Genomic DNA, 23,496 nt, shown 5'->3' with positions numbered 1-23,496 from the left:
TATGTTAATGCCTAAACGCACTAAATACCGTCGTGTATTCCGTGGTAAAATGCGCGGAAAAACAAAAGGCGGAGCATCAGTACAGTTCGGTGAATTCGGTATCCAAGCTATGGAATCTGCATGGATTACAAACCGTCAAATTGAAGCTGCACGTATCTCAATGACACGTTATATGAAACGTGGCGGTAAAGTATGGATCAACATCTTCCCGCATAAATCATATACGAAAAAGCCTCTTGAAGTCCGGATGGGTTCCGGTAAAGGTGCTGTAGAAGGCTGGGTAGCAGTTGTTAAACCTGGCAGAGTTATGTTTGAAATCGCAGGTGTGTCAGAAGAAGTTGCACGTGAAGCACTTCGCCTCGCATCTCACAAGCTTCCTATTAAATGTAAGTTTGTAAAACGTGAAGAAATTGGTGGTGAATCTAATGAAAGCTAATGAAATCCGTGACTTAACAACTGCAGAGATTGAGCAAAAAGTGAAATCACTGAAAGAAGAGCTTTTCAACCTTCGCTTCCAGTTAGCGACAGGTCAATTAGAAAACACTGCACGCATCCGGGAAGTACGTAAATCGATTGCGCGCATGAAAACTGTAATACGTCAAAGAGAAATCAGTGCAAATAACTGATGAAGGAGGTTGCAGCCATGACTGAGCGTAACCAGCGCAAAGTGTATACAGGCCGTGTAGTATCCGACAAAATGGATAAAACAGTTACTGTAATGATCGAAACACAAAAGAAGCACGCTTTATACGGTAAACGTGTAAAGTATTCTAAGAAATTCAAGGCCCATGATGAATTGAATGAAGCGAAAATCGGTGATGTTGTTCGTATTATGGAGACTCGTCCATTATCAGCAACAAAACGTTTCCGTGTTCTTGAAATCGTCGAAAAAGCGGTCATCATCTAATAACGTTCGGAGATATAAATCCGGGAGGAGGTAGCCTCAATGATTCAACAGGAAAGTCGCATGAAAGTCGCTGATAACTCAGGCGCTCGTGAAGTACTTACAATTAAAGTTTTAGGCGGTTCAGGCCGTAAAGTAGCAAACATCGGTGATGTAGTCGTGGTTACGGTTAAAAAAGCAACACCAGGTGGCGTTGTTAAAAAAGGTGAAGTTGTAAAAGCTGTTATCGTTCGTACGAAAAGCGGGGTACGTCGTAAAGATGGTTCATACATTACGTTTGATGAAAACGCATGTGTTATCATCCGCGATGATAAGAGCCCACGTGGAACACGTATTTTCGGACCAGTTGCTCGCGAACTACGCGACAGTAACTTCATGAAAATCATTTCACTAGCTCCAGAAGTTCTTTAATTCACATGACAGTGCCAATCAAGGAGGTGCGACAGAATGCATGTTAAAAAAGGCGATAAAGTTATGGTGATCACAGGTAAAGACAAAGGTAAAACAGGTGTGATCCTAGTTGCTTATCCTAAAAAGGATCGCGTACTTGTGGAAGGTATCAATATTGTTAAGAAACATACGAAACCTAACCAAGAAAATCCTCAAGGTGGAATCATTAGCCTAGAGGCAGCGATTCACGTATCAAACGTCATGGTGATCGATCCTAAGACAGGCGAACCAACTCGCGTAGGATACAAGATTGAAAATGGCAAAAAAGTTCGTGTTGCTAAAAAATCCGGTGAAAACCTGGATAAATAAGTAACGGATGAAAGGAGGTCCAACAGATGAGCCGTCTAAAAGACAAGTTTAAAAGCGAAGTCACACCTGCTCTTATGAGCAAGTTTGAATATACGTCAGTTATGCAAGTACCAAAAGTCGACAAAATCGTCATCAACATGGGTGTTGGTGATGCTGTTCAAAACACGAAAGCACTTGATGCAGCAGTTGAAGATCTAACGATCATTGCTGGTCAAAAACCGGTCATCACAAAAGCGAAGAAATCAATCGCGGGATTCCGTCTCCGTGAAGGAATGCCTATCGGAACTAAAGTTACACTACGCGGTGAGCGTATGTATGAGTTCCTTGATAAGCTAATCTCGGTTTCGTTACCTCGTGTACGTGACTTCCGTGGTGTTTCCAAGAAAGCATTCGATGGTCGCGGAAACTATACGCTTGGTGTTAAAGAGCAACTTATTTTCCCTGAGATCGACTACGATAAAGTTTCTAAAATACGCGGTATGGATATCGTCATCGTTACAACTGCAAACTCCGATGAAGAAGCACGTGAGTTATTAACGCAGTTCGGCATGCCGTTCCAAAAGTAAATAAGAGGGAGGCGTAAACGTGGCTAAAAAATCAATGATCGCTAAACAACAACGTACACCTAAGCACCCAGTGCAGGCATACACACGCTGTGAGCGTTGTGGTCGTCCGCATTCTGTATATCGTAAATTCAAGCTTTGCCGTATTTGTTTCCGCGAACTAGCGTACAAAGGACAAATTCCAGGCGTTAAAAAAGCCAGCTGGTAAACCCGGCAATTTGGGAAGGAGGTAAATGGAATGACAATGAGTGATCCGATCGCAGATATGCTTACACGCATCCGTAACGCGAACATGGTTCGTCACGAGAAGCTTGAAGTACCTGCTTCAAATATGAAAAAAGAAATTGCAGAAATCTTGAAACGCGAAGGTTTCGTCCGCGAAGTTGAATTCGTAGAGGATAGCAAACAAGGTATCATCCGCATTTTCCTTAAATATGGTCAAAACAACGAGCGTGTTATCACAGGTCTTAAACGTATTTCAAAACCTGGTCTTCGTGTTTACGCAAAAACAAATGAAGTACCTAAAGTTTTGAATGGTCTTGGCATCGCCCTCGTTTCAACATCACACGGTGTCCTTACTGATAAGGAAGCACGTGCTAAACAAGTAGGCGGAGAAGTAGTCGCTTACGTATGGTAATTTGTAACAAATGAATGGAGGTGCAATTGAATGTCCCGTATTGGCAAAAAGCCGATTGAGGTACCTGCAGACGTAACTGTAACCATCGCTGATGGTAACTTCGTTACTGTTAAAGGACCTAAAGGCGAACTTACAAACACATTTAACTCTGATATTAAAATCGAGCAAGAAGCTAACGTGATCACTTTGGTCCGTCCTTCTGAATCTAAGGAACACCGTTCTATTCATGGAACGACACGTTCATTACTCGATAATATGGTGACAGGTGTTTCAAAAGGTTTTGAAAAAACTCTTGAACTTGTAGGGGTAGGTTACCGTGCATCACTTCAAGGTACAAAACTTGTATTGAACGTAGGTTACTCACATCCGGTTGAGTTCACACCGGAAGCAGGAATCGAAGTTGAAGTTCCTGCAAACACGAAAATTATTGTACGCGGTATTAACAAAGAACGCGTTGGTGCTCTTGCATCGAACATCCGACAAGTACGCCCACCAGAGCCGTATAAAGGCAAAGGGATTCGTTATGAAGGCGAAATCGTACGTCGTAAAGAAGGTAAAACAGGTAAATAATGCCGCTTAAGGCATCCCGGAAGGAGTGACCACGATGATCACGAAACAAGATAAAAACGTTACTCGTAAAAAGCGTCATGTACGTGTACGTACGAAAATTAGCGGAACTGCAGCTCGTCCACGTCTAAACGTCTTCCGTTCAAACAAGCATATCTATGCTCAATTGATTGATGATGTAAATGCCGTAACGATTGCAAGTGCTTCTACAATGGACAAAGACTTCGGTTCTGACTCCAAAGCAGACACTGCAGCAGCAGCTAAAGTCGGCGAGTTGATCGCGAAAAAAGCTGTTGAAAAGGACGTCAAGGCGGTAGTTTTCGACCGTGGCGGTTACCTATTTCACGGCCGTGTGAAAGCTCTTGCGGACGCAGCACGTGAAAACGGTCTGGAATTTTAATTAAGAAGGAGGGACACATTTCATGCGTCGTAATGATCAGAAACAAAGTGAATTCGAAGAACGCGTAGTTACGATTAACCGCGTAGCGAAAGTTGTAAAAGGTGGACGTCGTTTCCGTTTTACTGCTCTCGTCGTTGTCGGAGATAAAAATGGCCGTGTAGGTTTCGGTACTGGTAAAGCACAAGAAGTTCCGGATGCAATCCGTAAAGCTATCGAAGATGCGAAGAAGAATTTGATCGTTGTACCAATGGTCAAAGGAACGACTCCACACCAAGTACTTGGACATTTTGGTGCAGGGAAAATTCTTATCAAACCTGCAGCACCTGGTACTGGAGTAATCGCTGGTGGACCTGTCCGTGCGGTACTTGAACTTGCAGGTATCACGGATATTCTTTCCAAATCCCTAGGTTCAAGCACGCCAATCAATATGGTTCGTGCAACAATCGAAGGATTGACGAATTTGAAACGCGCTGAAGATGTAGCTAAATTGCGCGGCAAATCCGTAGAAGAACTGTTAGGTTAAGGGGGGAAACACAATGGCGAACAAACTTGAAATCACCCTTACAAAAAGCGTAATTGGTTCAAAGCCAGCACAACGTAAAACTGTTGAAGCGCTTGGACTACGTAAATTGAACCAAATGGTAGAACACCAAGATAATGTTGCAATTCGCGGCATGATCAACAGAGTGGACCACCTAGTTACTGTCAAGGAACAATAATTCCGATTTTTTGAATAAGGAGGTGCCAATGAAATGAAATTACACGATATGAAACCAGCTGATGGTGCTCGTAAAAAACGTAAACGTGTTGGACGTGGTACAGGTTCTGGTCATGGTAAGACTTCTGGTAGAGGTCATGATGGTCAAAACTCACGTTCAGGTGGTGGCGTGCGTTTAGGATTCGAGGGTGGACAGATTCCACTTTTCCAACGTCTTCCTAAACGAGGATTTACGAACATTAACCGTAAGGAATATGCAATCGTAAACCTTGATACACTTAATCGTTTCGATGCTGGAACAGAAGTAACTCCTGAGTTACTGCTCGAATCAGGCATCGTGAGCAAAGCCAAATCAGGAATTAAGATTCTTGGAAACGGAACTCTTGATAAAAAGATCACTGTCAAAGCTCACAAATTCTCTGCTTCTGCTGTAGAAGCGATCGAGAAAGCGGGCGGGCAAACCGAGGTGGTTTAATGTTTCAGACAATCTCCAACTTTATGCGCGTTAGAGATATACGGTCTAAAATCTTTTACACATTGCTTGTGCTTATCGTTTATCGACTAGGGACATTCATCCCAGTTCCAAACGTTGACGCAACTGCATTACAACAATCTGATAATAATTTGATTGGGTTAATGAATGTATTTGGCGGGGGAGCTCTTGCTAACTTCTCTATCTTAACGATGGGGATTATGCCATACATTACAGCATCCATTATTGTACAATTATTGCAGATGGATGTTGTGCCGAAATTTTCTGAATGGGCGAAACAAGGGGACGTTGGAAGACGTAAACTTGCTCAGTTCACAAGATATTTCACAATAGTCCTAGCATTTATTCAAGCGATTGCTATGTCATTTGGTTTCAACCGGATGTACGACGGTACGCTGATAACTAGCGAAGGCGTTTCGACATATGTGGTCATTGCGATCGTATTGACGGCAGGAACTGCATTTCTTCTATGGCTCGGTGAACAAATTACGGCAAAAGGTGTTGGGAATGGTATTTCCATCATTATCTTTGCTGGTATTGTCGCAGCGATTCCGAATGCAGTCAACCAACTTTACGCAACTCAGATCCAAGATGCAGGCGACGCGCTATTCATTAGAATCGCGATGATGGCTCTGTTACTCCTAGTGGTCATTGCAATAACTGTTGGGATTATCTATGTGCAAGAAGCACTGCGGAAAATTCCAATCCAATATGCGAAACGTGTCACTGGCCGCGGTCCATCGACTGCAAGTCAACAGACACATTTACCATTGAAACTTAATGCTGCGGGAGTTATCCCGGTAATCTTTGCGGCAGCATTTTTCATGACGCCACAATCATTAGCTGCTTTCTTTGGAACAAATAGTGTGACGACAACAATTACGACTGTATTCGATTATACGAAACCGGTTGGTATGATCTTCTACATCGCATTGATCGTTGCGTTCACGTACTTCTATGCGTTTATCCAAGTGAATCCAGAAAATATTGCGGATAATCTAAAAAAACAGGGTGCATATATCCCGGGCATTCGTCCAGGGCAAAACACTCAAAGTTACTTAACGAAAACTTTGTATCGACTGACATTCGTTGGAGCAATTTTCCTTTCGGTCGTGTCTGTCATGCCGATTTTCTTTATCAATTTCGCAAACCTTCCACAGGCTGCGCAAATTGGAGGAACAAGTCTAATCATCGTCGTCGGGGTTGCCCTTGAAACGATGAAGCAGCTTGAATCACAACTTGTGAAAAGGCATTACAAAGGTTTCATGAAATAAGGGTTACAAGTTTATTTGTAGCTCGGATGTGAAAATGGGAGGAAGACGTATGAATATCGTATTAATGGGTCTGCCAGGTGCTGGTAAAGGCACACAGGCAGACGGAATTGTCGAAAAGTACGAAACCCCTCATATTTCTACAGGCGATATGTTCCGTGCTGCCATTCAAGAAGGTACGGAACTTGGAGTCAAGGCAAAATCGTTCATGGATCAAGGCGCTCTTGTTCCTGATGAAGTAACAATAGGCATTGTGCGTGAACGATTAAGCAAATCCGATTGTGATAATGGTTTTCTTCTCGATGGATTCCCACGTACAGTTCCACAAGCAGAAGCGCTTGATGATTTACTGGCTGACATGGGACGAAAAATTGATCATGTACTCAATATCCAAGTCGAGAAGGAAGAACTTATCGCACGGCTAACTGGCCGTCGTATTTGTAAAGTTTGTGGCTCATCTTATCATATCCAATTCAACCCACCGAAGGTTGAAGGGAAATGTAATAAAGATGGAGGCGAGCTTTATCAGCGTGCGGATGACAATCCCGAAACTGTAACAAACCGTCTGGAAGTAAATATGAACCAAACGGCACCACTATTGGCGTATTATGATGCCAAAGGTGTGTTGGCAAACATTGATGGTCAACAGGACATCGGTGACGTTTTTAAAGATCTGGACGCTCTTCTTCAAAAAAGTGCCCAGTAAGCTTTTTCAACCGTAGATATTATTGGTCATTTTTGGGTATAGTAGTAATACGGTGTGGAAGAAGTAATTCAACGAGCTGCAAAAGCATTTGATGCCCGGTATAGGAACTAGTCGGAGTTCTGCGGGCGTAAGTTCTCAATCCTCATAAATGCATTTAGCTACGAAAGTAGGTATAATCATTTAGGGTAAGAACTGTATAACGCAACTGGGAACTCATCCACGGCAATCTGGACAGTCGTGTCCATTCCGGCGCGATTTTCCACAACAAGAGGTCGGGGACTGACTTAAGGGAAACGAAATGTGACAGAAGTCTTTCGAACATCACTCATGCAATCCAGACATATGTTGAAGGAAGCTTTAAAGGCGACTGATGCCGCTTGATGGTGAGAACCTTTATTGGATATAGAAGGGAGACAGGATTGATGGCGAAAGACGATGTAATTGAAGTTGAAGGAACCGTAGTCGAAACGTTGCCAAACGCGATGTTCAAAGTAGAGCTGGAAAACGGCCATACGATTCTTGCGCATGTATCAGGCAAAATCCGTATGCACTTTATCCGCATCCTGCCTGGCGACAAAGTGACAATGGAACTTTCGCCTTATGATTTAACACGTGGTCGTATCACATACCGTTTTAAATAAACTTTTGCACTCCGGAATATTGAAGGAGGTTGGGTAAGATGAAAGTAAGACCATCTGTAAAACCGATCTGTGAAAAATGTAAAATTATTCGCAGACGTGGCCGAGTAATGGTAATCTGTGAAAATCCGAAACATAAACAAAGACAAGGTTAATTCAGAAGGAGGTGCACAATCTATATGGCACGTATTGCTGGTGTAGACGTTCCGCGCGATAAGCGCGTTGTAATTTCATTGACTTACATTTTCGGAATCGGAAAAACAACTGCTCAAAAAGTATTGGCGGCAGCTGGAGTATCTGAAGAAGCACGCGTTCGCGATCTTACTGATGCTGAGCTTGACAAAATCCGTGAGGAAATTGACGGCTTAAAAGTTGAAGGGGACCTTCGTCGTGAAACTTCTCTTAACATCAAACGTTTGATGGAAATTGGTAGCTTCCGTGGTATCCGTCACCGTCGTGGATTACCTGTTCGTGGACAAAACACGAAAAATAACGCACGTACTCGTAAAGGTCCAAAGCGGACAGTTGCGAACAAGAAAAAATAATAGGTAAAGGAGGTATCTTCTTAACATGGCACGTAAACAACAAACTCGTAAACGTCGCGTGAAAAAGAATATTGAATCAGGTATTGCACATATCCGTTCGACGTTTAACAATACAATCGTTACAATTACTGACATGCAAGGGAACGCATTATCTTGGTCAAGTGCTGGTGCACTAGGTTTTAGAGGTTCTCGTAAATCAACTCCGTTTGCTGCGCAGATGGCTGCTGAAACAGCTGCAAAAACATCTATGGAGCACGGCTTGAAAACATTGGAAGTTACTGTTAAAGGTCCAGGTGCTGGGCGTGAAGCAGCAATTCGTTCACTACAAGCAGCAGGTCTTGAAGTTACTGCAATCAGAGACGTTACACCGGTTCCGCACAACGGATGCCGTCCGCCAAAACGCCGTCGTGTATAATGGCTTGTACTCCATTTGATTGAGAAACACAATTATTGTCAAAAATGAATTGTGCGATTGCAAATTGCCGTCTGTGAAACTCGATTTCAATATGGAACGGCCTATACATTCGACGTTTAAAGGAGGGTAAATAAATGATCGAGATTGAGAAACCGAAGATTGAAACAGTTATGATCAGTGATAATTCCAAGTTTGGTAAGTTTATCATCGAACCACTTGAGCGTGGATATGGAAATACGTTAGGGAATTCCCTGCGCCGGATCCTATTAAGCTCATTGCCTGGAGCCGCTGTTACATCTATCCAAATCGATGGTGTACTTCATGAATTCGCTACAATTGAAGGTGTCGTCGAAGACGTCGCAACAATTATTTTGAATGTGAAGAAACTAGCTCTTAAAGTCTATTCAGACGAAGAGAAAGTGATTGAAATAGATGTGAAAGGTGAAGGTACGATAACGGCTGCTGACATTACACATGATAGTGACGTAGAAGTATTGAATCCTGAACTACCTATCGCAACACTTGGTAAAAACGGACACTTGCGCATGCGTATGTATGCTGTACGTGGTCGAGGTTATGCACCTTCTGATCAAAACAAACGTGAGGATCTTGCGATTGGTGTTATTCCGATTGACTCTATTTACACTCCAGTTTCACGTGTGAACTTCCAAGTAGAAAACACTCGTGTTGGTCAAATGACGAACTTCGATAAGTTGACATTGGATGTTTGGACAGATGGAAGCATCGGTCCGAAAGAAGCTGTTGCGCTTGGAGCAAAAATTCTTACTGAGCACTTAAATATATTTGTCGGCATGACTGACGAAGCACAAACTGCTGAAATCATGGTGGAAAAAGAGGAAGATCAAAAAGAGAAAGTACTTGAGATGACGATTGAGGAACTCGACCTTTCTGTTAGATCTTACAACTGCCTGAAACGCGCAGGCATCAATACAGTTCTTGAACTTGCTAGCAAGTCTGAAGACGAAATGATGAAAGTGCGAAATCTTGGCCGTAAATCACTTGAAGAAGTGAAAGCGAAATTGGATGAGCTTAACCTAGAGTTACGCTTAGAAGATTGAGTCAATTTATAGATTGAGGAGGGAAACTTCTAATGGGATACAGAAAACTTGGACGTACAAGTTCACAACGTAAAGCGATGCTTCGCGACCTAGCGACAGACCTTATCGTACATGAGCGTATTCAAACAACTGAAGCACGCGCGAAAGAATTGCGTTCTGTAGTTGAAAAAATGATTACACTTGGAAAACGTGGAGACTTGCACGCACGTCGTCAAGTTGCACAATTCATCCGTCGTGAACTGGTTTCAGTAACGGACGAAGAAGGCAAGGAGACAGAAATCTTTGCCATCCAAAAACTTTTTGATAATGTGGCTCCACGCTACGCTGAGCGTCAAGGTGGATACACACGTATTATGAAAATGGGACCTCGCCGTGGCGATGGTGCACCTGTTGTAGTAATCGAACTCGTTTAATTTGATTTTGATTTAAAAGAGGGTATGGCTGTGCGTAAGCCAGGCATACCCTTTTTCAATACACTGTAAGGATTTATACGACAACTTTAAAAGCTGAGTGTTATGATCAGCGGGGGATTTCTCCGTCTGGTCTAGCTCTACGCACCTCATCCGCGGTACCGGATTGAGCACCTGGTATCAGTCATAGATATGAGCGCATTTCTTCGGATGAGGTGCGCGCTTTTTTTATTTTCAGTCAGCGGGGAGAATGCCCGCTGACTGAAAATAAAGCCTCCGGCGGATGTCACAGATTTTGAAAGGAGTTAATCGAGCTCTTGCTCGATTCAAAATCTGGACGCAATCAAGCCGAGGCGAGATTGGTTTTAAAATCAGTAGGTAGATCTAGGTGCTGTTACTCGGTGTCTATGGTTTTTTAGGGGATTCCTTGGCAGTTATTGCAAGGAATCCTTCGTAATATACATAAAAGTACATACAGCCGGAGGTGTTAGGTGATGAAGGAGATTCTGTCGATCGACCATGTGAGCTTTTCTTATCCAACTGAGGATGAGGAAGTGAAGAAGGCCATTGATGACGTGTCATTCACGGTGCAGGATGGTGAATGGATTGCGATTGTCGGTCATAATGGTTCTGGCAAGTCGACGCTTGCGAAATTGATGATTGGGCTGTTATTCCCAGATGAAGGGAATGTCAATGTATTTGTCGAAAAGCTGACGGAAGAGAATATCTGGGAAATTCGATCTCAAATGGGGATTGTTTTTCAAAATCCAGATAATCAGTTTGTTGGTTCAACAGTACAGGATGATGTGGCATTTGCATTGGAGAATAATGGAGTCCCTTTTGAAGAAATGACAATACGGGTCCATGACTCACTTGCGCAGGTGAAGATGAGCGATTTTCTCAATCATGAGCCGCACCATTTATCTGGCGGACAAAAACAACGCGTGGCGATTGCGGGTGCACTGGCGCTTGAACCACGTCTATTAATCATGGACGAGGCAACTTCTATGCTAGACCCCCAGGGACGTGACGAAGTCATTCGAATCGTTGAGGAGTTAAAACGCAAGACAGGATTGACCGTTATTTCAATTACGCATGACTTGGAAGAGGCGTTACTGGCAGATCGTATTATCGTTATGAATAAAGGAAAAGTATTAACAGTTGGTACACCTGAGCAAATTTTTGCTCGTGGGGATGAACTAGAAGCGATTGGATTGGATTTACCGTTTGCGTTAAAGGTATCTAATTTACTTCGACAGTTTGGATTAGAGCTTGATGGTGAACATATGACAGAAGAAGAGTTGGTGAATGAATTATGGACATCTCACTTCAGCAAGTAGGCTATTTATATGGAAAAGATACGCCATTTGAGAAGAGGGCATTGCAAGGTGTGGACGCCACAATCCGTTCCGGCTCTTATTCGGCAATCATTGGGCATACGGGTTCTGGAAAATCGACGTTGTTGATGCATTTGAACGGTTTATTGAAACCATCAGAAGGGGTTGTCCAAATTGGTGAGACAACTATTTCTGCGGGTACGAAGGCTAAGGGTTTGAAGGATGTCCGTAGACATGTAGGGATTGTCTTTCAATTTCCTGAGCATCAGCTGTTCGAAGAAACGGTTGAAAAAGATATTATGTTTGGACCAATGAATTTTGGTGTGCCTGAGGAAGAAGCGAGGAAGCGGGCGCATGAATTGATTGCGCTCCTTGGGTTACCGCCAGAGGTTGCGCAGAAGTCACCATTCGATCTATCCGGCGGGCAAATGCGACGGGTTGCCATTGCAGGTGTGTTAGCGTTTAGACCATCTGTATTGGTGTTGGACGAGCCGACAGCTGGACTTGATCCAAGAGGACGACAAGAAATTATGGAGCTGTTCCATCGTCTACATGTCGAAGAACAGCTAACGATGATTCTTGTAACGCATAGCATGGGGGATGCTGCACGTTATGCGGATAATATTATTGTCATGCATGATGGGAGCTCTGTGTTATCGGGAACACCTCAAGAAGTGTTCGGAGATGAAGAGAAACTAAAATCTTTCAGATTGGGCTTGCCGCGTTCTGTAAAGTTTCAGCGTGATATAGAGAAGATGATAGGCCGCTCCTTACCAACATTAGCCCTAACGGAAGAACAGCTTGCCGAGGCCATTGTCCAAGCGACGAAGGAAGAGGGTGACCAGAAATGCTAGAAAAGATGATTTTCGGTCGCTTTATACCTGGGACATCGTTTGTGCATAAGCTGGATCCACGCTCGAAGCTCTCATTTGTTTTTTTATTCATCATTACGGTGTTTTTAGCAAATAATGCATTGACTTATGGACTATTACTTGGATTTACGTTACTTGTTATTTTCAGTTCACGTATCCGTTTATACTTTTTGATGAATGGCTTAAAGCCGATCTTATTCCTAATTATTTTTACGTTTTTGATGCATATCTTTTTCACAAAAGAGGGAGCATTGTTAGTGGATTGGGGGTTCGTTAAAATTTATGAGGAAGGATTAAGACAAGCTATTTTCATCTCGATTCGTTTCCTTGTACTTGTTTTAATGACGTCAGTGCTGACGTTGACGACATCACCTATTTCCATTACAGATGGACTAGAGGATTTACTTGGTCCCTTTAAACGTTTTAAATTGCCTGTTCATGAGTTAGCGCTGATGATGTCGATTTCCTTACGATTCATCCCAACGTTGATGGATGAGACAGATAAGATTTTGAAAGCGCAGTTGGCAAGGGGCTCGGATATTAGCACAGGGTCTATTAAGCAGCGTATTCGTGCGGTCATTCCACTTCTCGTCCCTTTATTCGTCAGCGCCTTTAAGCGTGCTGAGGATCTTGCAGTTGCGATGGAGGTTCGTGGCTATCGCGGGGGCGAGGGAAGAACGCGCTATCGGCAGTTGAAGTGGCATTGGCGCGATACGCTGGTTATGGTATTGTTTGCTATTCTTGTCGTAGTTCTTGTACTGGCAAGAGGGTAGGAGGTAGTTGCATATGACACGTGTGAAAGCAGTTGTTTCCTATGATGGAACAAACTTTGCAGGATATCAGTCCCAACCAGGTATGCGAACCGTGCAATCGGAAATTGATAAGGCGTTGGTGAAGATTCACAAAACGGTGCCTGTGCATTCGGTAGCAAGTGGACGAACGGATGCTGGTGTTCATGCTAATGGACAGGTCATTCATTTTGACACATCGCTTGGGCTTCCTCTCGATCGCTGGCAACGTGCATTGAATGTTTTATTACCTACGGATATAAGAATTATTGGCGTAGAATATGTCGATGAGAATTTTCATGCGCGTTATTCAGCAAAGGGTAAGACGTACAGCTATAGATGGTCTTATAGTGAAGTGCATAGCCCTTTCGATCGTAATTTTTCGGTTCATCTTGGCGATTTACGGCCCGATGTGGCACGTATGCAGGAGGCGGCACTTCATTTAATTGGTAAGCATGATTTTACAAGTTATTGCTCATCGAAAACTGCAACGTCCAATAAAGTACGTACAGTCAGGAAGCTGACCCTCGAAAAACAAGGGGAGTATCTGATCATGACGATTGAGGGCGATGGATTCTTGTACAATATGGTCCGTACGATTGCGGGAATGCTTTTGGCAGTCGGTAGAGGGTGGCATAGCCCGGATGACGTCAAGCGTATTTTGGAATTACGCGATCGTAATGAAGCGAGTAAAACCGCGCCGGCTCACGGTTTGTACTTAGAAAGTGTAACCTACGAGGACTGAGACAACTTTTCCTAGTGTTTTTAAGAAAGGTGCTTGACTTATTGATGGATTCGGTATAAGATGGGTAATGGTATTTCAATAACCCCACAAAAAAGCCCCGGAAGGTTAATTGTGTTTAGGGATAGAGAAAACGGAACAATTGAATTGATATTCATTTAGGAGGATAAAAACATGCGTACAACATTCATGGCTAAAGGTCACGAAGTAGAGCGTAAATGGCTCGTTGTCGACGCTGAAGGACAGACGCTTGGTCGTCTTGCTTCAGAAGTAGCATCACTTTTGCGCGGCAAGCATAAACCTACGTTCACACCACACGTTGACACAGGTGATCACGTAATCATCATCAATGCTGAGAAAATCGAACTTACAGGTAACAAATTGAAAGACAAATTGTATCACCGTCACTCAGGTTACACTGGTAGCCTTAAATCACGTACAGCGCTAGAAATGCGCACGAACTACCCAACAAAAATGCTTGAATTGGCTATCAAAGGAATGCTTCCAAAAGGTCCTCTAGGTCGTCAAACATTCAAGAAATTGAACGTATACGCTGGACCGGAACATCCACACGCAGCACAAAAACCGGAAGCATATGAGCTAATCGGATAATTTAGAGGAGGAAACACCTTTGGCACAAGTACAATATCTCGGCACTGGCCGTCGTAAAAGTTCAGTAGCTCGTGTTCGTTTGGTTCCTGGAGATGGTAAGATTATCATCAACAACCGCGACGCAGAAGACTACGTCCCATTTGAAACACTTCGTGAAATCATTAAGCAACCACTAGTAGCAACAGAAACTCTTGGAAGCTATGATATCCTTGTAAACGTCAACGGTGGCGGATACACAGGTCAAGCAGGTGCAATTCGCCACGGCGTTGCACGTGCACTTCTAAACGTAGATCCTGATTTCCGTCCAACGCTGAAATCAGCAGGACTACTTACGCGTGATGCAAGAATGAAAGAGCGTAAAAAACCAGGTCTTAAAGGCGCACGTCGTGCACCACAGTTCTCAAAACGTTAATCTTTCAAATCAAAGCCCTTTTCCATTCGTGGAGGAGGGCTTTTTATTGTTTAGGAAAACATAAAATTTCCATACTGTGGATGAGTCGGAACCTTCACATTTAAACTCAAAGGGATTTCCCTGGGGTAGTCGAGTTTTCGAGCAAGGTAGTTCAGTTCGTCATAAAGGTAGCCGAGTTTGCGAAAAGAGTAGTCCAGTTTCCCCGAGGTAGTTGAGTTTACGTGAAAGGTAGTTCAGTTTGTCATATAGGTGGTCGAGTTTTCGGAAAAGGTAGTTCAGTTTCCCTGTGAAGATTGAAAAACGCCTAAATTTTTTCGTGCTGGAGGAATTCATATTGGGGGAAATAGACGGAGGAAAATGGAAATTATGAATAAGAGCGGTTATACTCTACTTTAAGATTCTAACGAGATGAAAAGGGGTAATGATGTGTTCAAACGATATGATGTTTTTGTGAGCTGCTATGGTAGTGAAGAAGAGGACCTGATTCATTGGTTTACTTTTGACGCTGATAATGGTGAGTTAAGTAAGCTGGGCTCTACTGGGGGAATTAAAAACCCATCATTTGTCACGCTGAATGATTCCCTCAATCGGCTGTATGCAGTAAGTGAAGTGGGAAAAGGGGAAACGGTCAGTTATGAAGTGGACTTTTCCGATACGAGTCTGACTGAAATAAACCGACAATCCGTTCATGGAAGTAGTCCTTGTTACAATGAGGTGAAAGATAGGAAATTTTTGTTTACTGCAAATTATGGGCAAGGAAATGTGGTTGTTCAGCCGTTAAACGAATCAGGTGCTATTGAGGTTGTGTCCGATATCCAGGACTACACAGAGGCGGCGTCTTCGCTTGGAGTTGATTCGCATCCGCATACAATTAGAAATATACCGGGCACAAATCGGTATATTGTGACTGATTTGGGGATGAATCGTTTGATCGTCTATGAATTTGACGAAGCTCAAGCGAAGTTGGTTTTTGTGGAGGAAGTGTTGACGGGGGATCAAACAGGCCCGCGTCATGTAGCTTTCCACCCAACTTTACTAAGATTGTATGTGATCAATGAGCTGGATTCCTCTATACTGGTCTACTCATACAATGAGGATGGAGGAGGTTTGAAGCAGATTCAAAAAGTAAAAACCATTCCTGATGATTTTGAAGGGACAAATTCTTGTGCGGATATTCATATCGCGTCGTCGGGTTTATTTCTCTACGCATCCAACCGTGGACATCATTCTATCGCTTCGTTTGCTGTTTCTTCGGATGGGACGCTACAAGTATTAGACCACATCTTCTCTGGGGGAGAGTGGCCTCGAAGTTTTGCGCTTGTGCCGGATGGGAAGTTTCTATTAGTTGCAAATGAGCGCACGCATCAGATCGATGTCATGACTATTCATGAGGATGGCTTGGTGACTGATACTGGGAAGTCCTACTCTGTAAATCGGCCTGTTTGCGTGAAGGTTATTGAGAGAAAAAAGTAAAAAGGCTCTCCTATTTTTAAAATGTAGAAATTTACAAGTTGATTCGCTCTCTAAGCCCTTTCCGTTTCATATGGAGAAGGGCTTTTGTTTATCTTGACGGCTAATAGGGATTTCCCTATTACTTGGATAATACCTTGACCCATAGAATATCCTTAAATATAATTAGTTATGTCGAGTAGTAACTAATTATATCTAATGATAAATAGGTGGGTTTTGATTGAAAAAAAGAGCATGGCTTTTTGTAATTAGTTGTTTGTTACTTTTCTCTGCAGGTTGTTCTGCTGAGAGGGCGGATATGTCGGCTGAACCGGTTGAAATTATGGTGTCAGCCGCTGCTAGTTTAACGGATGCTTTGACGGACATGAAAACTAGCTTTGAACAGCAACATGAAAATATTAGAGTCACTTTTAACTTTGGCAGTTCAGGAAAGCTGGTGCAGCAAATTGAGCAAGGTGCGCCGTCAGATGTGTTCTTATCCGCAAGTTCAAAGGATATGAATACATTGGATGAAGGGGAGCTGTTAGTAGAAGGAACACGTACTGATTTTACGGCGAATGAACTGGTCTTAATCACAAATAAGGATGAGTCTTTGACTGTGGAATCGTTTGAAGATATTGATCCGTCGGCAATTACGCATTTTGCCATTGGGGAGCCTGAAAGTGTGCCGGTTGGGCGTTATACAAAAGAAGTGTTGGAGAATATTGGCTTATGGGAGCCGTTGCAGGATAAGATGGTGTTAGGCTCGGATGTGCGCCAAGTGTTGACGCATGTGGAAATGGGCAATGCGGATTTAGGTGTGGTTTATTCTAGTGATGCGAAAATGTCGGACAAGGTGAAAGTGTTGGCGACTGCTAATGTGGAATGGCATGAGCCGATTGTCTATCCTGGTGCGGTTGTTTCGGAAACTAAACATCCTGAAGAAGCTAAAGCGTTTTTGGCGTTTTTAACAGGTGATGAAGGAAAAGAAATTTTGAAGAAATATGGTTTCCAGTAAGTAGGGGGAATACTTGTGACTGTGACTGACTACACACCATTGATGTTATCGTTAAAAATAGCGGGGATCTCGACTGTTATTGTGTTCATAACGGGTGTGTTTTTTGCTCATTTATTTTCGAGAAAACAATTTTTTGGTAAAAGTATTATTGAATCATTATTTCTATTGCCATTGGTGCTACCGCCGACTGTTGTTGGTTTTGGGCTGCTCATTCTGTTTGGTAAAAAAGGATGGATCGGTAGTTGGCTGTTAGAGTGGTTTGATGTTCAGATTGTATTTACGTGGATTGGTGCGGTGATTGCGTCGATTGTCGTTTCTTTTCCGTTGATGTATCAAAGTGCGAGTGCGGCATTTGATAGTTTAGATAGTCGAATGGAAAATGCCGCTCGGACGATGGGGGCTTCAGAGTGGAAGGTATTTCGAACGATCACCTTTCCGCTTGCCTGGCCGGGGTTGTTGGCGGGATTGGTATTGTCGTTTGCGCGTGGACTTGGTGAGTTTGGTGCGACATTAATGTTAGCTGGCTATATTCCGGGCAAGACGGATACGATTCCGATGGCCATCTACTTTGCAGTAGAATCGGGGCAAACGGAAAAGGCAGCTTTTTGGGTCGTTATTATCGTAGCACTCGGTTTCAGTACGATTATGTGGTTGAATTGGTGGAGCAGGCGTAATATGCAGCGGTATAAAAATGGACATACATAAGTGGGTGTTTGGATGTTAGACGTGCAAATAAAAAAAGCATTGGCACATTTTTCAGTGGATGTTCACTTGAAAATAGAGGATGAAATTGTTGTGTTAGTCGGGCCTTCGGGGTCGGGGAAAACGACGATTTTGAATGTGATTGCCGGACTTGATCAGCCAGATGAGGGCTTAGTGACGTTGAATGGGGAAGTGTATTTTCAAGGGAAAGGTCAATCATTGCCGCCGCAGAAAAGAAATGTTGGGTACTTATTCCAAGACTATGCGCTGTTTCCACATATGACGGTAGAAAAGAATATTAACTATGGTGTGAAAGATAAAATTGCGCTGTCGCGCAGTGATCAATTGCTTAGTGTGTTAGGGATTGGGCATTTAATCAAAAAATATCCCCACCAGATTTCAGGTGGAGAAAAGCAACGAGTCGCGTTGGCGCGTGCCTTGGTGACGGAGCCTTCTGTTTTATTATTAGATGAGCCGTTGTCTGCCTTGGATCGTGAAACGCGTATTGAGTGTCAAGACGAACTACTGAGACTCCATTACATGTGGAAAATTCCATTTATTATTGTGACGCATGATATGGATGAGGCTGAAAAGTTAGGTGATCGTATTCTGTTCCTTGAACAAGGGGTCATTAAGGAGTCTCGTACATAATTTCCCCTGTTCGTGATAGGTCATAGCCTCCAATTGCCTCGAGTTCATTTTGGAAGGATTCAGATTGCACAATACTTTGTAATTGCTCGATGAACTCGGCGTTTTTCGGCGTCTTCATGATAACCAAGTCATAATGCTCTTGAATAATGGGGATAAAGTCGACGTCGACGAGGCGGGCGGCTTTTTCAATACCTACGCCTACATCGGCTTGACCACTAACTACCTTACTTGCGACTCCAATATGGCTCGATTCCTCTGTGTCATAGCCTTTGACCGTATGGGGTGTGATACCTGATAGTCGTAACTGCTCATCAATTAATACCCTAGCGCCCGACCCTTTTTCTCGATTTATCATTGTAATGCCGGGTGTTAGAAAGTCGGTCCATGTTTGAATGTTTTTCGGGTTTCCTTTCGCGACATAAAAGCCTTCCCAGCGCGATAGAAGATGGAGAACGATATAGGAATGCCCAACTAAAATTCTGCGAATATAAGGAAGATTATAGCTATCCGTATCCCCATCAAATAAGTGTGTGCTCACAACATCTGCTTTCCCTTGATACATGTCAACCAAGCTATTCAAGCTGCCTGTATAGGAACGGAGAGGGCGGATGGTTGTTGAGCTTTTTTCAATATAGTTGGCTAGAATATCCAAGCTAATATCTTGCCCGCTAATGATGATTTGCCTAAGTGAAGTGGATGCCGATTCAGGGCTTTTGGTCATTGACGGCGATGGTTTCATAACAACATGTCCACTTTTTGCTTGTTCTTTATATGTATGGAGGTCCTGGGCATCAACGCGTATTTGTCGTCCGACACGGTAGGAAGGCAACACCCCTTTTTTGATCAAATCATAAACGGTCAATTTTGATACTTTTAAAATATGGGCAATTTCTTCAGTTGTATAGGAAATAGATTCGGTCATGCTCGTGTTCGCCTCCTTGAAAGAGTCTTATCTCGTTAGTATAGCAAAGCGTGTAGGTATCGCCTAATCGGGTTTCGTTTTGTCGTAGAAAAGGGGCGTCTATGGTAAAGTGGGGGATAAGAAAAAGTTTGGAGGCGTTAGATAATGAAAGAAATGACGACGACTGAGTTACAACAATTACTAGAGCAGGGGCAGGAACTGAATTTAGTGGATGTGCGCGAGCTAGATGAAGTGGCACAAGGGATGATTCCGGGTGCAATTCATATTCCTTTAGGGGAAGTAGTAGAGCGTCTGGACGAGTTGGACAAAGCGAAGCCATATATTCTGATTTGCCGTTCTGGTGGGCGCAGTGGGCGTGCTTCTGAATTTCTGGATGCGGAAGGCTATGATGTTACAAATATGGTCGGCGGCATGCTGGCGTGGGAAGGCGCCACTGAATAATAGACAATTTCAAGGACCTTTCGGGGTTCTTTTTTTGATTCGAAAATAGGACATATCTTTCAAGGACGCTGCGTATAGTGAAGGAAAAAGGCGGTGTCCCTATGAAGCGATGGTTTATCATTGGTTTACTTTTTGTCTGTTCGTTAGGAGTCGTCCTCTATGGTGTAAAGGCATCAGATCGAAGCTTTTTCATGCCGGAGGATTTGGGTGGTGTAAAGATTGTTGTGGACCCAGGTCATGGAGGATTGGATGGCGGGGCTTCAGCAGGCGATGTAGTGGAGCGTGATATTACGTTGAGTATTGCGCACGAGCTGAAAAAACGACTTGAAAAGAAGGGTGCAACAGTGGTTATGACTCGGCTGAAAGGCGGCGACGCATTGGCTGAACATGCCCCAGAGGAAAAGTTTAATTCGACGCGTGAGCGGAAGGTGGCTGATTTAAAACTTAGGGAAAACATCGCAATTGATGAAAATCCTGATATGTTTATCAGTGTGCATGTCAATTCAATTCCGCAGGAAAAATGGCGAGGGTCACAAGTTTTTTATCATCCTGAAGGAAATCCAGGTGGTGAACAGCTTGCGAAATCGATACAGGAATCTTTCCGTGGGAATTTAAAAAATACGGAACGTGAAGCGATGGCAATTGAGAGAGTTTATTTGTTGAAAAAAGTACCAATGCCGTCTGTACTTGTGGAAACAGGTTTTTTATCCAACCCAGAGGAACGGGGCTTATTGGTAGATCCGGCCTATCAAAAAAAAGTTGCTGACGCTATTTTACAGGGGATTATTGAATTTCATCAGGTGGAAGAAAAATGAGCATTTACTCACTTTGTCAATAAGTTGTTATGGTATACTTGGAGGTGAATGAATAAACCTCCAAGGAGTGTCGACATTGATTAATGAGCAAACGGTACGTGAATTGTTAGGTCAGTTGAAGGATCCGTTTTTACATAAAACGCTTGAGGAGACACAGGGAATTACTGAAGTGTCCATCAAGCCAGAAAAGAATCACGTAAGTGTCAAGGTGGCAATTGCGAAAGTAAATACAGCTGAACAAATGCCGTTGCAGATGAAGGTTGTTGAGTTATTGAAGGGTGCTGGAGCAGGTTCTGTCGGTATCCGTTTTGAGGAATTACCGAGAGAAACGTTGGAGCAATTCCGTGGGACTGCAACGGAAGCAGAAGCTCAGGATTTTTTATCTCCGCTGAGTAGTGTCGATTTTATATCCATTGCGTCCGGTAAAGGCGGCGTTGGGAAATCGACGGTGTCAGTTAACCTAGCGGTGGCACTTGCGCGTCTTGGTAAAAAAGTTGGACTCATCGATGCAGATATTTATGGCTTCAGTGTGCCGGATATGATGGGTGTAACGGATTTACCAGTCGTTCGTGGTGACCGGATTATACCTGTTGAACGTCTAGGCGTTAAAGTGATTTCAATGGGCTTTTTCGTCGAAGATAACGCGCCAGTTGTTTGGCGTGGCCCGATGCTTGGAAAAGCACTCGACCAGTTTTTCCGTGACGTGGAATGGGGAGATTTAGACTATCTTCTACTTGACCTCCCGCCAGGAACAGGGGACGTTGCACTTGATATCCATCAAATGATTCCGATGTCTAAGGAGATTGTCGTGACGACTCCACATCCAACAGCTGCGTTTGTAGCGGCACGTGCAGGGGCGATGGCACTTCAAACGGATCATGAATTACTGGGTGTTATTGAAAATATGTCTTGGTTCGAATCAAAAACGTCTGGTGAACGCGAATTCGTCTTCGGTCAAGGTGGCGGTGTGAAACTGGCTGAAGAACTCCGTACTGAGCTACTGGGTCAGATTCCGCTCGGACAACCGGATTGGAATGATGAGGATTTTGCTCCGTCAGTTTATGCAGGAGATCATCCAATTGGACAGATTTACACAGGTATTGCAGAAAATATTGTTAATAAAACAACAAAATCATAAGCTGGTGAAGCGGAGTGGGCTATTTGCCTCCTCCGCCTCCACCACTACTCCCGCTTCCACCTGACGAAGATTCTTGACCTTTTGAGTCTCCTCCTCCCCCATTACCTTCCGCTGGTTTGACCTCGCCTGCTTTTAAAATAAGTTCCTGCCATTTTGTTTGTAAAAGTGGACTATTGATTGTTTCTCCAACAACCTTTTCCAAATGCTTTTTCATATTTCCAGACTGCATAACCGTTTCCAATTGTTTTTGCATATCAGGTTGTCCAAAAAATTCTTCCATTTCTTTTTGGAAGGAAGAATCATCCATCAGTAACTTCATAATTTCTTGTTGCTGTTCCTTCATGCTTTTTGCAATGGTTTCCGTGAACTTAGGATCTTCAAATGTCTTTTTCCAAAACTCTTCTCCTTTCTTTGATAATAATGTGTCTTCGATAGATTTTTTCACCTCAGGTTGATTCAAAATAAGAAGCTCTTTGAATTCGGGGTCTGCAAGCATTTGTTTAATGGCTTTTTTGCCATCCTCCGTTTGCAACGTGTCCGTCATCATCTTTTTTAATTCGTCGTATGTGGGACCGGATTGTTGTACCCCGCATCCGGTTAAAAGAAAAACGAGTAACAGTAAATGAAAACACTTTTTTTTCATGGAAAACCTATTCCCTTCCACAAGCATTTTCATTTATTGTTCACAATATGACGTGGAATATGCATGAAGCGTGTAAGTAAATAGATTTTTTGTCGAAACGTTGTTACACTATTGAGAGCACTAAACAAACGGAGGATTATTGTCGTGACTATACGAAATTGGGTAAAATTCTTTTTTAATGCATTAATGATCGGTGGAATTGTGACAGCAGTCATGGGACTAATTGTCCGATGGGAATTCTTTTCGCAATATTTAACTGATGGTGAGTACTGGCAATTCACTGGCGCTCTGCTGTGGATGGTGTTTCTTGGGTTTACAATGAGTGTTGTTGCTCAAATGGGCTTCTTTGCTTATTTAACAATTCACCAATTCGGTGTCAATATGTTTAAAACGTTGACGCTTTGGAATTGGGTTCAGTTATTGATCATAGCAGTCGTTTTGTTTGACCTCATATTTTTCCGCTTCCGTTTAACTTCTGATGATACGGGACGGACGTTTTTGTATATTGGTTTGCTGATATCGCTAGTAGGTGTGTCAGCTATTACAGCTTATTTCAAGGCGAAATGGACAAAAAAACATACGCTTATTTCAGCGTTGTTTTTCATGATTGTTGTGACGACGCTTGAATGGCTGCCGGCATTGATGGTGCGCTCGGGCAATATCGATACGTGGGTGACAATTTTACTATTCCCGTTACTGGCGGTGAATGCTTATCAGTTGTTGCTGTTGCCGAAGTATAATAGGCAGTCAGATGAAGATAAGATCAAGCTGGAGGAACGTAGAAAAGCACGGAAAACAGCTAAAGCGAACTAAAAATCTGTGACATTCTCCGGAGGATTTGTCTGCTGA

37 protein-coding genes are annotated in these 23,496 nt (G+C 43.2%); 35 read left to right on the top strand and 2 right to left on the bottom strand.

From position 1 onward, the window contains the following. Position 1: 1 nt before the first annotated feature. The 31 genes from rplP (at position 2) to MKZ10_RS01045 (ending at position 18,688) form a co-directional block, all read left to right on the top strand. Positions 2-436 (top strand): 50S ribosomal protein L16, encoded by a 435-nt coding sequence (rplP, locus tag MKZ10_RS01195; RefSeq protein WP_342507117.1) that lies wholly within the window; start codon positions 2-4, stop codon positions 434-436. After that, positions 426-626, top strand: coding sequence for a 50S ribosomal protein L29 (gene rpmC / locus MKZ10_RS01190; RefSeq protein WP_025783856.1), 201 nt, complete (start codon positions 426-428; stop codon positions 624-626). The genes rplP and rpmC overlap by 11 nt, the downstream gene beginning before the upstream one ends. Positions 627-643: 17 nt before the next feature. Further along, on the top strand, positions 644-907 hold the full coding sequence (gene rpsQ / locus MKZ10_RS01185) for a 30S ribosomal protein S17 (RefSeq protein ID WP_322555724.1): 264 nt from the start codon (positions 644-646) through the stop codon (positions 905-907). 39 nt (positions 908-946) lie between these two features. Then, positions 947-1,315: a 50S ribosomal protein L14 gene (gene rplN / locus MKZ10_RS01180; RefSeq protein ID WP_067204773.1), complete on the top strand. Its 369-nt coding sequence runs from the start codon at positions 947-949 to the stop codon at positions 1,313-1,315. Positions 1,316-1,351: 36 nt separating this feature from the next. Beyond that, positions 1,352-1,663 carry a 50S ribosomal protein L24 gene (gene rplX, locus MKZ10_RS01175; protein ID WP_203247882.1) on the top strand — a complete coding sequence of 104 codons (312 nt, stop codon included), beginning with the start codon at positions 1,352-1,354 and terminating at the stop codon, positions 1,661-1,663. Positions 1,664-1,689: 26 nt separating this feature from the next. Next, the gene (gene rplE / locus MKZ10_RS01170; RefSeq protein WP_340736145.1) at positions 1,690-2,229 is read left to right on the top strand and encodes a 50S ribosomal protein L5; all 540 of its coding nucleotides are present in this window, start codon (positions 1,690-1,692) and stop codon (positions 2,227-2,229) included. A gap of 19 nt (positions 2,230-2,248) precedes the next feature. Continuing rightward, a complete protein-coding gene (locus MKZ10_RS01165) occupies positions 2,249-2,434 on the top strand; it encodes a type Z 30S ribosomal protein S14 (protein ID WP_203247884.1) in 186 nt (61 codons plus the stop codon). A gap of 30 nt (positions 2,435-2,464) precedes the next feature. Further along, positions 2,465-2,863 carry a 30S ribosomal protein S8 gene (gene rpsH, locus MKZ10_RS01160; RefSeq protein ID WP_203247885.1) on the top strand — a complete coding sequence of 133 codons (399 nt, stop codon included), beginning with the start codon at positions 2,465-2,467 and terminating at the stop codon, positions 2,861-2,863. Between the two features lie 30 nt (positions 2,864-2,893). Further along, positions 2,894-3,433 (top strand): 50S ribosomal protein L6, encoded by a 540-nt coding sequence (rplF, locus tag MKZ10_RS01155; protein ID WP_342507075.1) that lies wholly within the window; start codon positions 2,894-2,896, stop codon positions 3,431-3,433. 34 nt (positions 3,434-3,467) lie between these two features. Continuing rightward, positions 3,468-3,830 (top strand): 50S ribosomal protein L18, encoded by a 363-nt coding sequence (rplR, locus tag MKZ10_RS01150; RefSeq protein ID WP_203247887.1) that lies wholly within the window; start codon positions 3,468-3,470, stop codon positions 3,828-3,830. 22 nt (positions 3,831-3,852) lie between these two features. Further along, positions 3,853-4,353, top strand: a complete 501-nt coding sequence (rpsE, locus tag MKZ10_RS01145; RefSeq protein WP_203247888.1) for a 30S ribosomal protein S5 — start codon at positions 3,853-3,855, stop codon at positions 4,351-4,353. Positions 4,354-4,366: 13 nt separating this feature from the next. Then, entirely contained in the window at positions 4,367-4,549 is a 183-nt protein-coding gene (rpmD, locus tag MKZ10_RS01140) for a 50S ribosomal protein L30 (RefSeq protein WP_342507071.1), read from the top strand. Between the two features lie 33 nt (positions 4,550-4,582). Further along, positions 4,583-5,023, top strand: a complete 441-nt coding sequence (gene rplO / locus MKZ10_RS01135) for a 50S ribosomal protein L15 (RefSeq protein ID WP_342507070.1) — start codon at positions 4,583-4,585, stop codon at positions 5,021-5,023. Further along, positions 5,023-6,315: a preprotein translocase subunit SecY gene (gene secY / locus MKZ10_RS01130; RefSeq protein ID WP_342507068.1), complete on the top strand. Its 1,293-nt coding sequence runs from the start codon at positions 5,023-5,025 to the stop codon at positions 6,313-6,315. Before rplO ends, secY begins: the two co-directional genes overlap by 1 nt. A 49-nt stretch (positions 6,316-6,364) precedes the next feature. Beyond that, positions 6,365-7,018 carry an adenylate kinase gene (locus MKZ10_RS01125; protein ID WP_342507065.1) on the top strand — a complete coding sequence of 218 codons (654 nt, stop codon included), beginning with the start codon at positions 6,365-6,367 and terminating at the stop codon, positions 7,016-7,018. Positions 7,019-7,440: 422 nt separating this feature from the next. Continuing rightward, positions 7,441-7,659: a translation initiation factor IF-1 gene (gene infA / locus MKZ10_RS01120; RefSeq protein ID WP_060203457.1), complete on the top strand. Its 219-nt coding sequence runs from the start codon at positions 7,441-7,443 to the stop codon at positions 7,657-7,659. A 38-nt stretch (positions 7,660-7,697) separates the two neighbouring features. Beyond that, complete coding sequence (gene rpmJ / locus MKZ10_RS01115) at positions 7,698-7,811, top strand: 50S ribosomal protein L36 (protein ID WP_084212378.1); 114 nt, start codon at positions 7,698-7,700, stop codon at positions 7,809-7,811. Between the two features lie 24 nt (positions 7,812-7,835). Then, positions 7,836-8,201: a 30S ribosomal protein S13 gene (rpsM, locus tag MKZ10_RS01110; RefSeq protein WP_192596926.1), complete on the top strand. Its 366-nt coding sequence runs from the start codon at positions 7,836-7,838 to the stop codon at positions 8,199-8,201. Positions 8,202-8,226: 25 nt separating this feature from the next. Next, positions 8,227-8,616: a 30S ribosomal protein S11 gene (rpsK, locus tag MKZ10_RS01105; RefSeq protein WP_203247893.1), complete on the top strand. Its 390-nt coding sequence runs from the start codon at positions 8,227-8,229 to the stop codon at positions 8,614-8,616. 134 nt (positions 8,617-8,750) lie between these two features. Continuing rightward, positions 8,751-9,695 (top strand): DNA-directed RNA polymerase subunit alpha, encoded by a 945-nt coding sequence (locus tag MKZ10_RS01100; protein WP_342507050.1) that lies wholly within the window; start codon positions 8,751-8,753, stop codon positions 9,693-9,695. A gap of 32 nt (positions 9,696-9,727) precedes the next feature. Then, entirely contained in the window at positions 9,728-10,108 is a 381-nt protein-coding gene (gene rplQ, locus MKZ10_RS01095) for a 50S ribosomal protein L17 (protein ID WP_203247895.1), read from the top strand. A 491-nt stretch (positions 10,109-10,599) separates the two neighbouring features. Beyond that, complete coding sequence (locus MKZ10_RS01090; RefSeq protein ID WP_342510308.1) at positions 10,600-11,445, top strand: energy-coupling factor ABC transporter ATP-binding protein; 846 nt, start codon at positions 10,600-10,602, stop codon at positions 11,443-11,445. Next, positions 11,421-12,296, top strand: coding sequence for an energy-coupling factor ABC transporter ATP-binding protein (locus MKZ10_RS01085; RefSeq protein ID WP_342507045.1), 876 nt, complete (start codon positions 11,421-11,423; stop codon positions 12,294-12,296). The genes MKZ10_RS01090 and MKZ10_RS01085 overlap by 25 nt, the downstream gene beginning before the upstream one ends. Beyond that, positions 12,290-13,087 carry an energy-coupling factor transporter transmembrane component T gene (locus MKZ10_RS01080; RefSeq protein WP_342507043.1) on the top strand — a complete coding sequence of 266 codons (798 nt, stop codon included), beginning with the start codon at positions 12,290-12,292 and terminating at the stop codon, positions 13,085-13,087. Before MKZ10_RS01085 ends, MKZ10_RS01080 begins: the two co-directional genes overlap by 7 nt. A gap of 13 nt (positions 13,088-13,100) precedes the next feature. Beyond that, the gene (truA, locus tag MKZ10_RS01075) at positions 13,101-13,847 is read left to right on the top strand and encodes a tRNA pseudouridine(38-40) synthase TruA (protein ID WP_342507042.1); all 747 of its coding nucleotides are present in this window, start codon (positions 13,101-13,103) and stop codon (positions 13,845-13,847) included. A 171-nt stretch (positions 13,848-14,018) separates the two neighbouring features. Next, positions 14,019-14,456, top strand: a complete 438-nt coding sequence (rplM, locus tag MKZ10_RS01070) for a 50S ribosomal protein L13 (RefSeq protein WP_342507040.1) — start codon at positions 14,019-14,021, stop codon at positions 14,454-14,456. 19 nt (positions 14,457-14,475) lie between these two features. Continuing rightward, positions 14,476-14,868 carry a 30S ribosomal protein S9 gene (rpsI, locus tag MKZ10_RS01065; protein WP_342507038.1) on the top strand — a complete coding sequence of 131 codons (393 nt, stop codon included), beginning with the start codon at positions 14,476-14,478 and terminating at the stop codon, positions 14,866-14,868. 426 nt (positions 14,869-15,294) lie between these two features. Further along, a complete protein-coding gene (locus MKZ10_RS01060) occupies positions 15,295-16,341 on the top strand; it encodes a lactonase family protein (RefSeq protein WP_342507037.1) in 1,047 nt (348 codons plus the stop codon). Between the two features lie 253 nt (positions 16,342-16,594). Then, positions 16,595-17,335, top strand: coding sequence for a molybdate ABC transporter substrate-binding protein (modA, locus tag MKZ10_RS01055; RefSeq protein WP_342510306.1), 741 nt, complete (start codon positions 16,595-16,597; stop codon positions 17,333-17,335). Between the two features lie 42 nt (positions 17,336-17,377). After that, a complete protein-coding gene (gene modB / locus MKZ10_RS01050) occupies positions 17,378-18,040 on the top strand; it encodes a molybdate ABC transporter permease subunit (protein WP_342510304.1) in 663 nt (220 codons plus the stop codon). Between the two features lie 12 nt (positions 18,041-18,052). Then, positions 18,053-18,688 carry an ABC transporter ATP-binding protein gene (locus MKZ10_RS01045; protein ID WP_342507035.1) on the top strand — a complete coding sequence of 212 codons (636 nt, stop codon included), beginning with the start codon at positions 18,053-18,055 and terminating at the stop codon, positions 18,686-18,688. On the opposite strand, the gene MKZ10_RS01040 is transcribed toward MKZ10_RS01045, so the two are convergent. After that, positions 18,669-19,610 carry a helix-turn-helix transcriptional regulator gene (locus MKZ10_RS01040; RefSeq protein ID WP_342507034.1) on the bottom strand — a complete coding sequence of 314 codons (942 nt, stop codon included), beginning with the start codon at positions 19,608-19,610 and terminating at the stop codon, positions 18,669-18,671. The genes MKZ10_RS01045 and MKZ10_RS01040 overlap by 20 nt on opposite strands. Before the next feature lie 144 nt (positions 19,611-19,754). Between MKZ10_RS01040 and MKZ10_RS01035 the strand changes: the two genes are divergently transcribed. The 3 genes from MKZ10_RS01035 (at position 19,755) to MKZ10_RS01025 (ending at position 22,004) form a co-directional block, all read left to right on the top strand. Continuing rightward, a complete protein-coding gene (locus MKZ10_RS01035) occupies positions 19,755-20,051 on the top strand; it encodes a rhodanese-like domain-containing protein (RefSeq protein WP_342507032.1) in 297 nt (98 codons plus the stop codon). A gap of 101 nt (positions 20,052-20,152) precedes the next feature. Beyond that, a complete protein-coding gene (locus tag MKZ10_RS01030; protein WP_342507030.1) occupies positions 20,153-20,866 on the top strand; it encodes an N-acetylmuramoyl-L-alanine amidase in 714 nt (237 codons plus the stop codon). Positions 20,867-20,942: 76 nt separating this feature from the next. After that, entirely contained in the window at positions 20,943-22,004 is a 1,062-nt protein-coding gene (locus MKZ10_RS01025; RefSeq protein ID WP_342507028.1) for an Mrp/NBP35 family ATP-binding protein, read from the top strand. Positions 22,005-22,023: 19 nt separating this feature from the next. On the opposite strand, the gene gerD is transcribed toward MKZ10_RS01025, so the two are convergent. After that, positions 22,024-22,647, bottom strand: coding sequence for a spore germination lipoprotein GerD (gene gerD / locus MKZ10_RS01020; RefSeq protein ID WP_342507026.1), 624 nt, complete (start codon positions 22,645-22,647; stop codon positions 22,024-22,026). A gap of 144 nt (positions 22,648-22,791) precedes the next feature. Between gerD and MKZ10_RS01015 the strand changes: the two genes are divergently transcribed. Further along, the gene (locus MKZ10_RS01015; protein WP_342507024.1) at positions 22,792-23,460 is read left to right on the top strand and encodes a KinB-signaling pathway activation protein; all 669 of its coding nucleotides are present in this window, start codon (positions 22,792-22,794) and stop codon (positions 23,458-23,460) included. Positions 23,461-23,496: the final 36 nt, after the last annotated feature.

Origin of the sequence: Sporosarcina sp. FSL K6-2383 (genome assembly GCF_038618305.1) — a bacterium.
Classification (GTDB): Bacteria; Bacillota; Bacilli; order Bacillales_A; family Planococcaceae; genus Sporosarcina.
The sequence above is the reverse complement of the archived record's forward strand: the minus strand, read 5'-3'. Positions and strand labels throughout refer to the sequence as shown.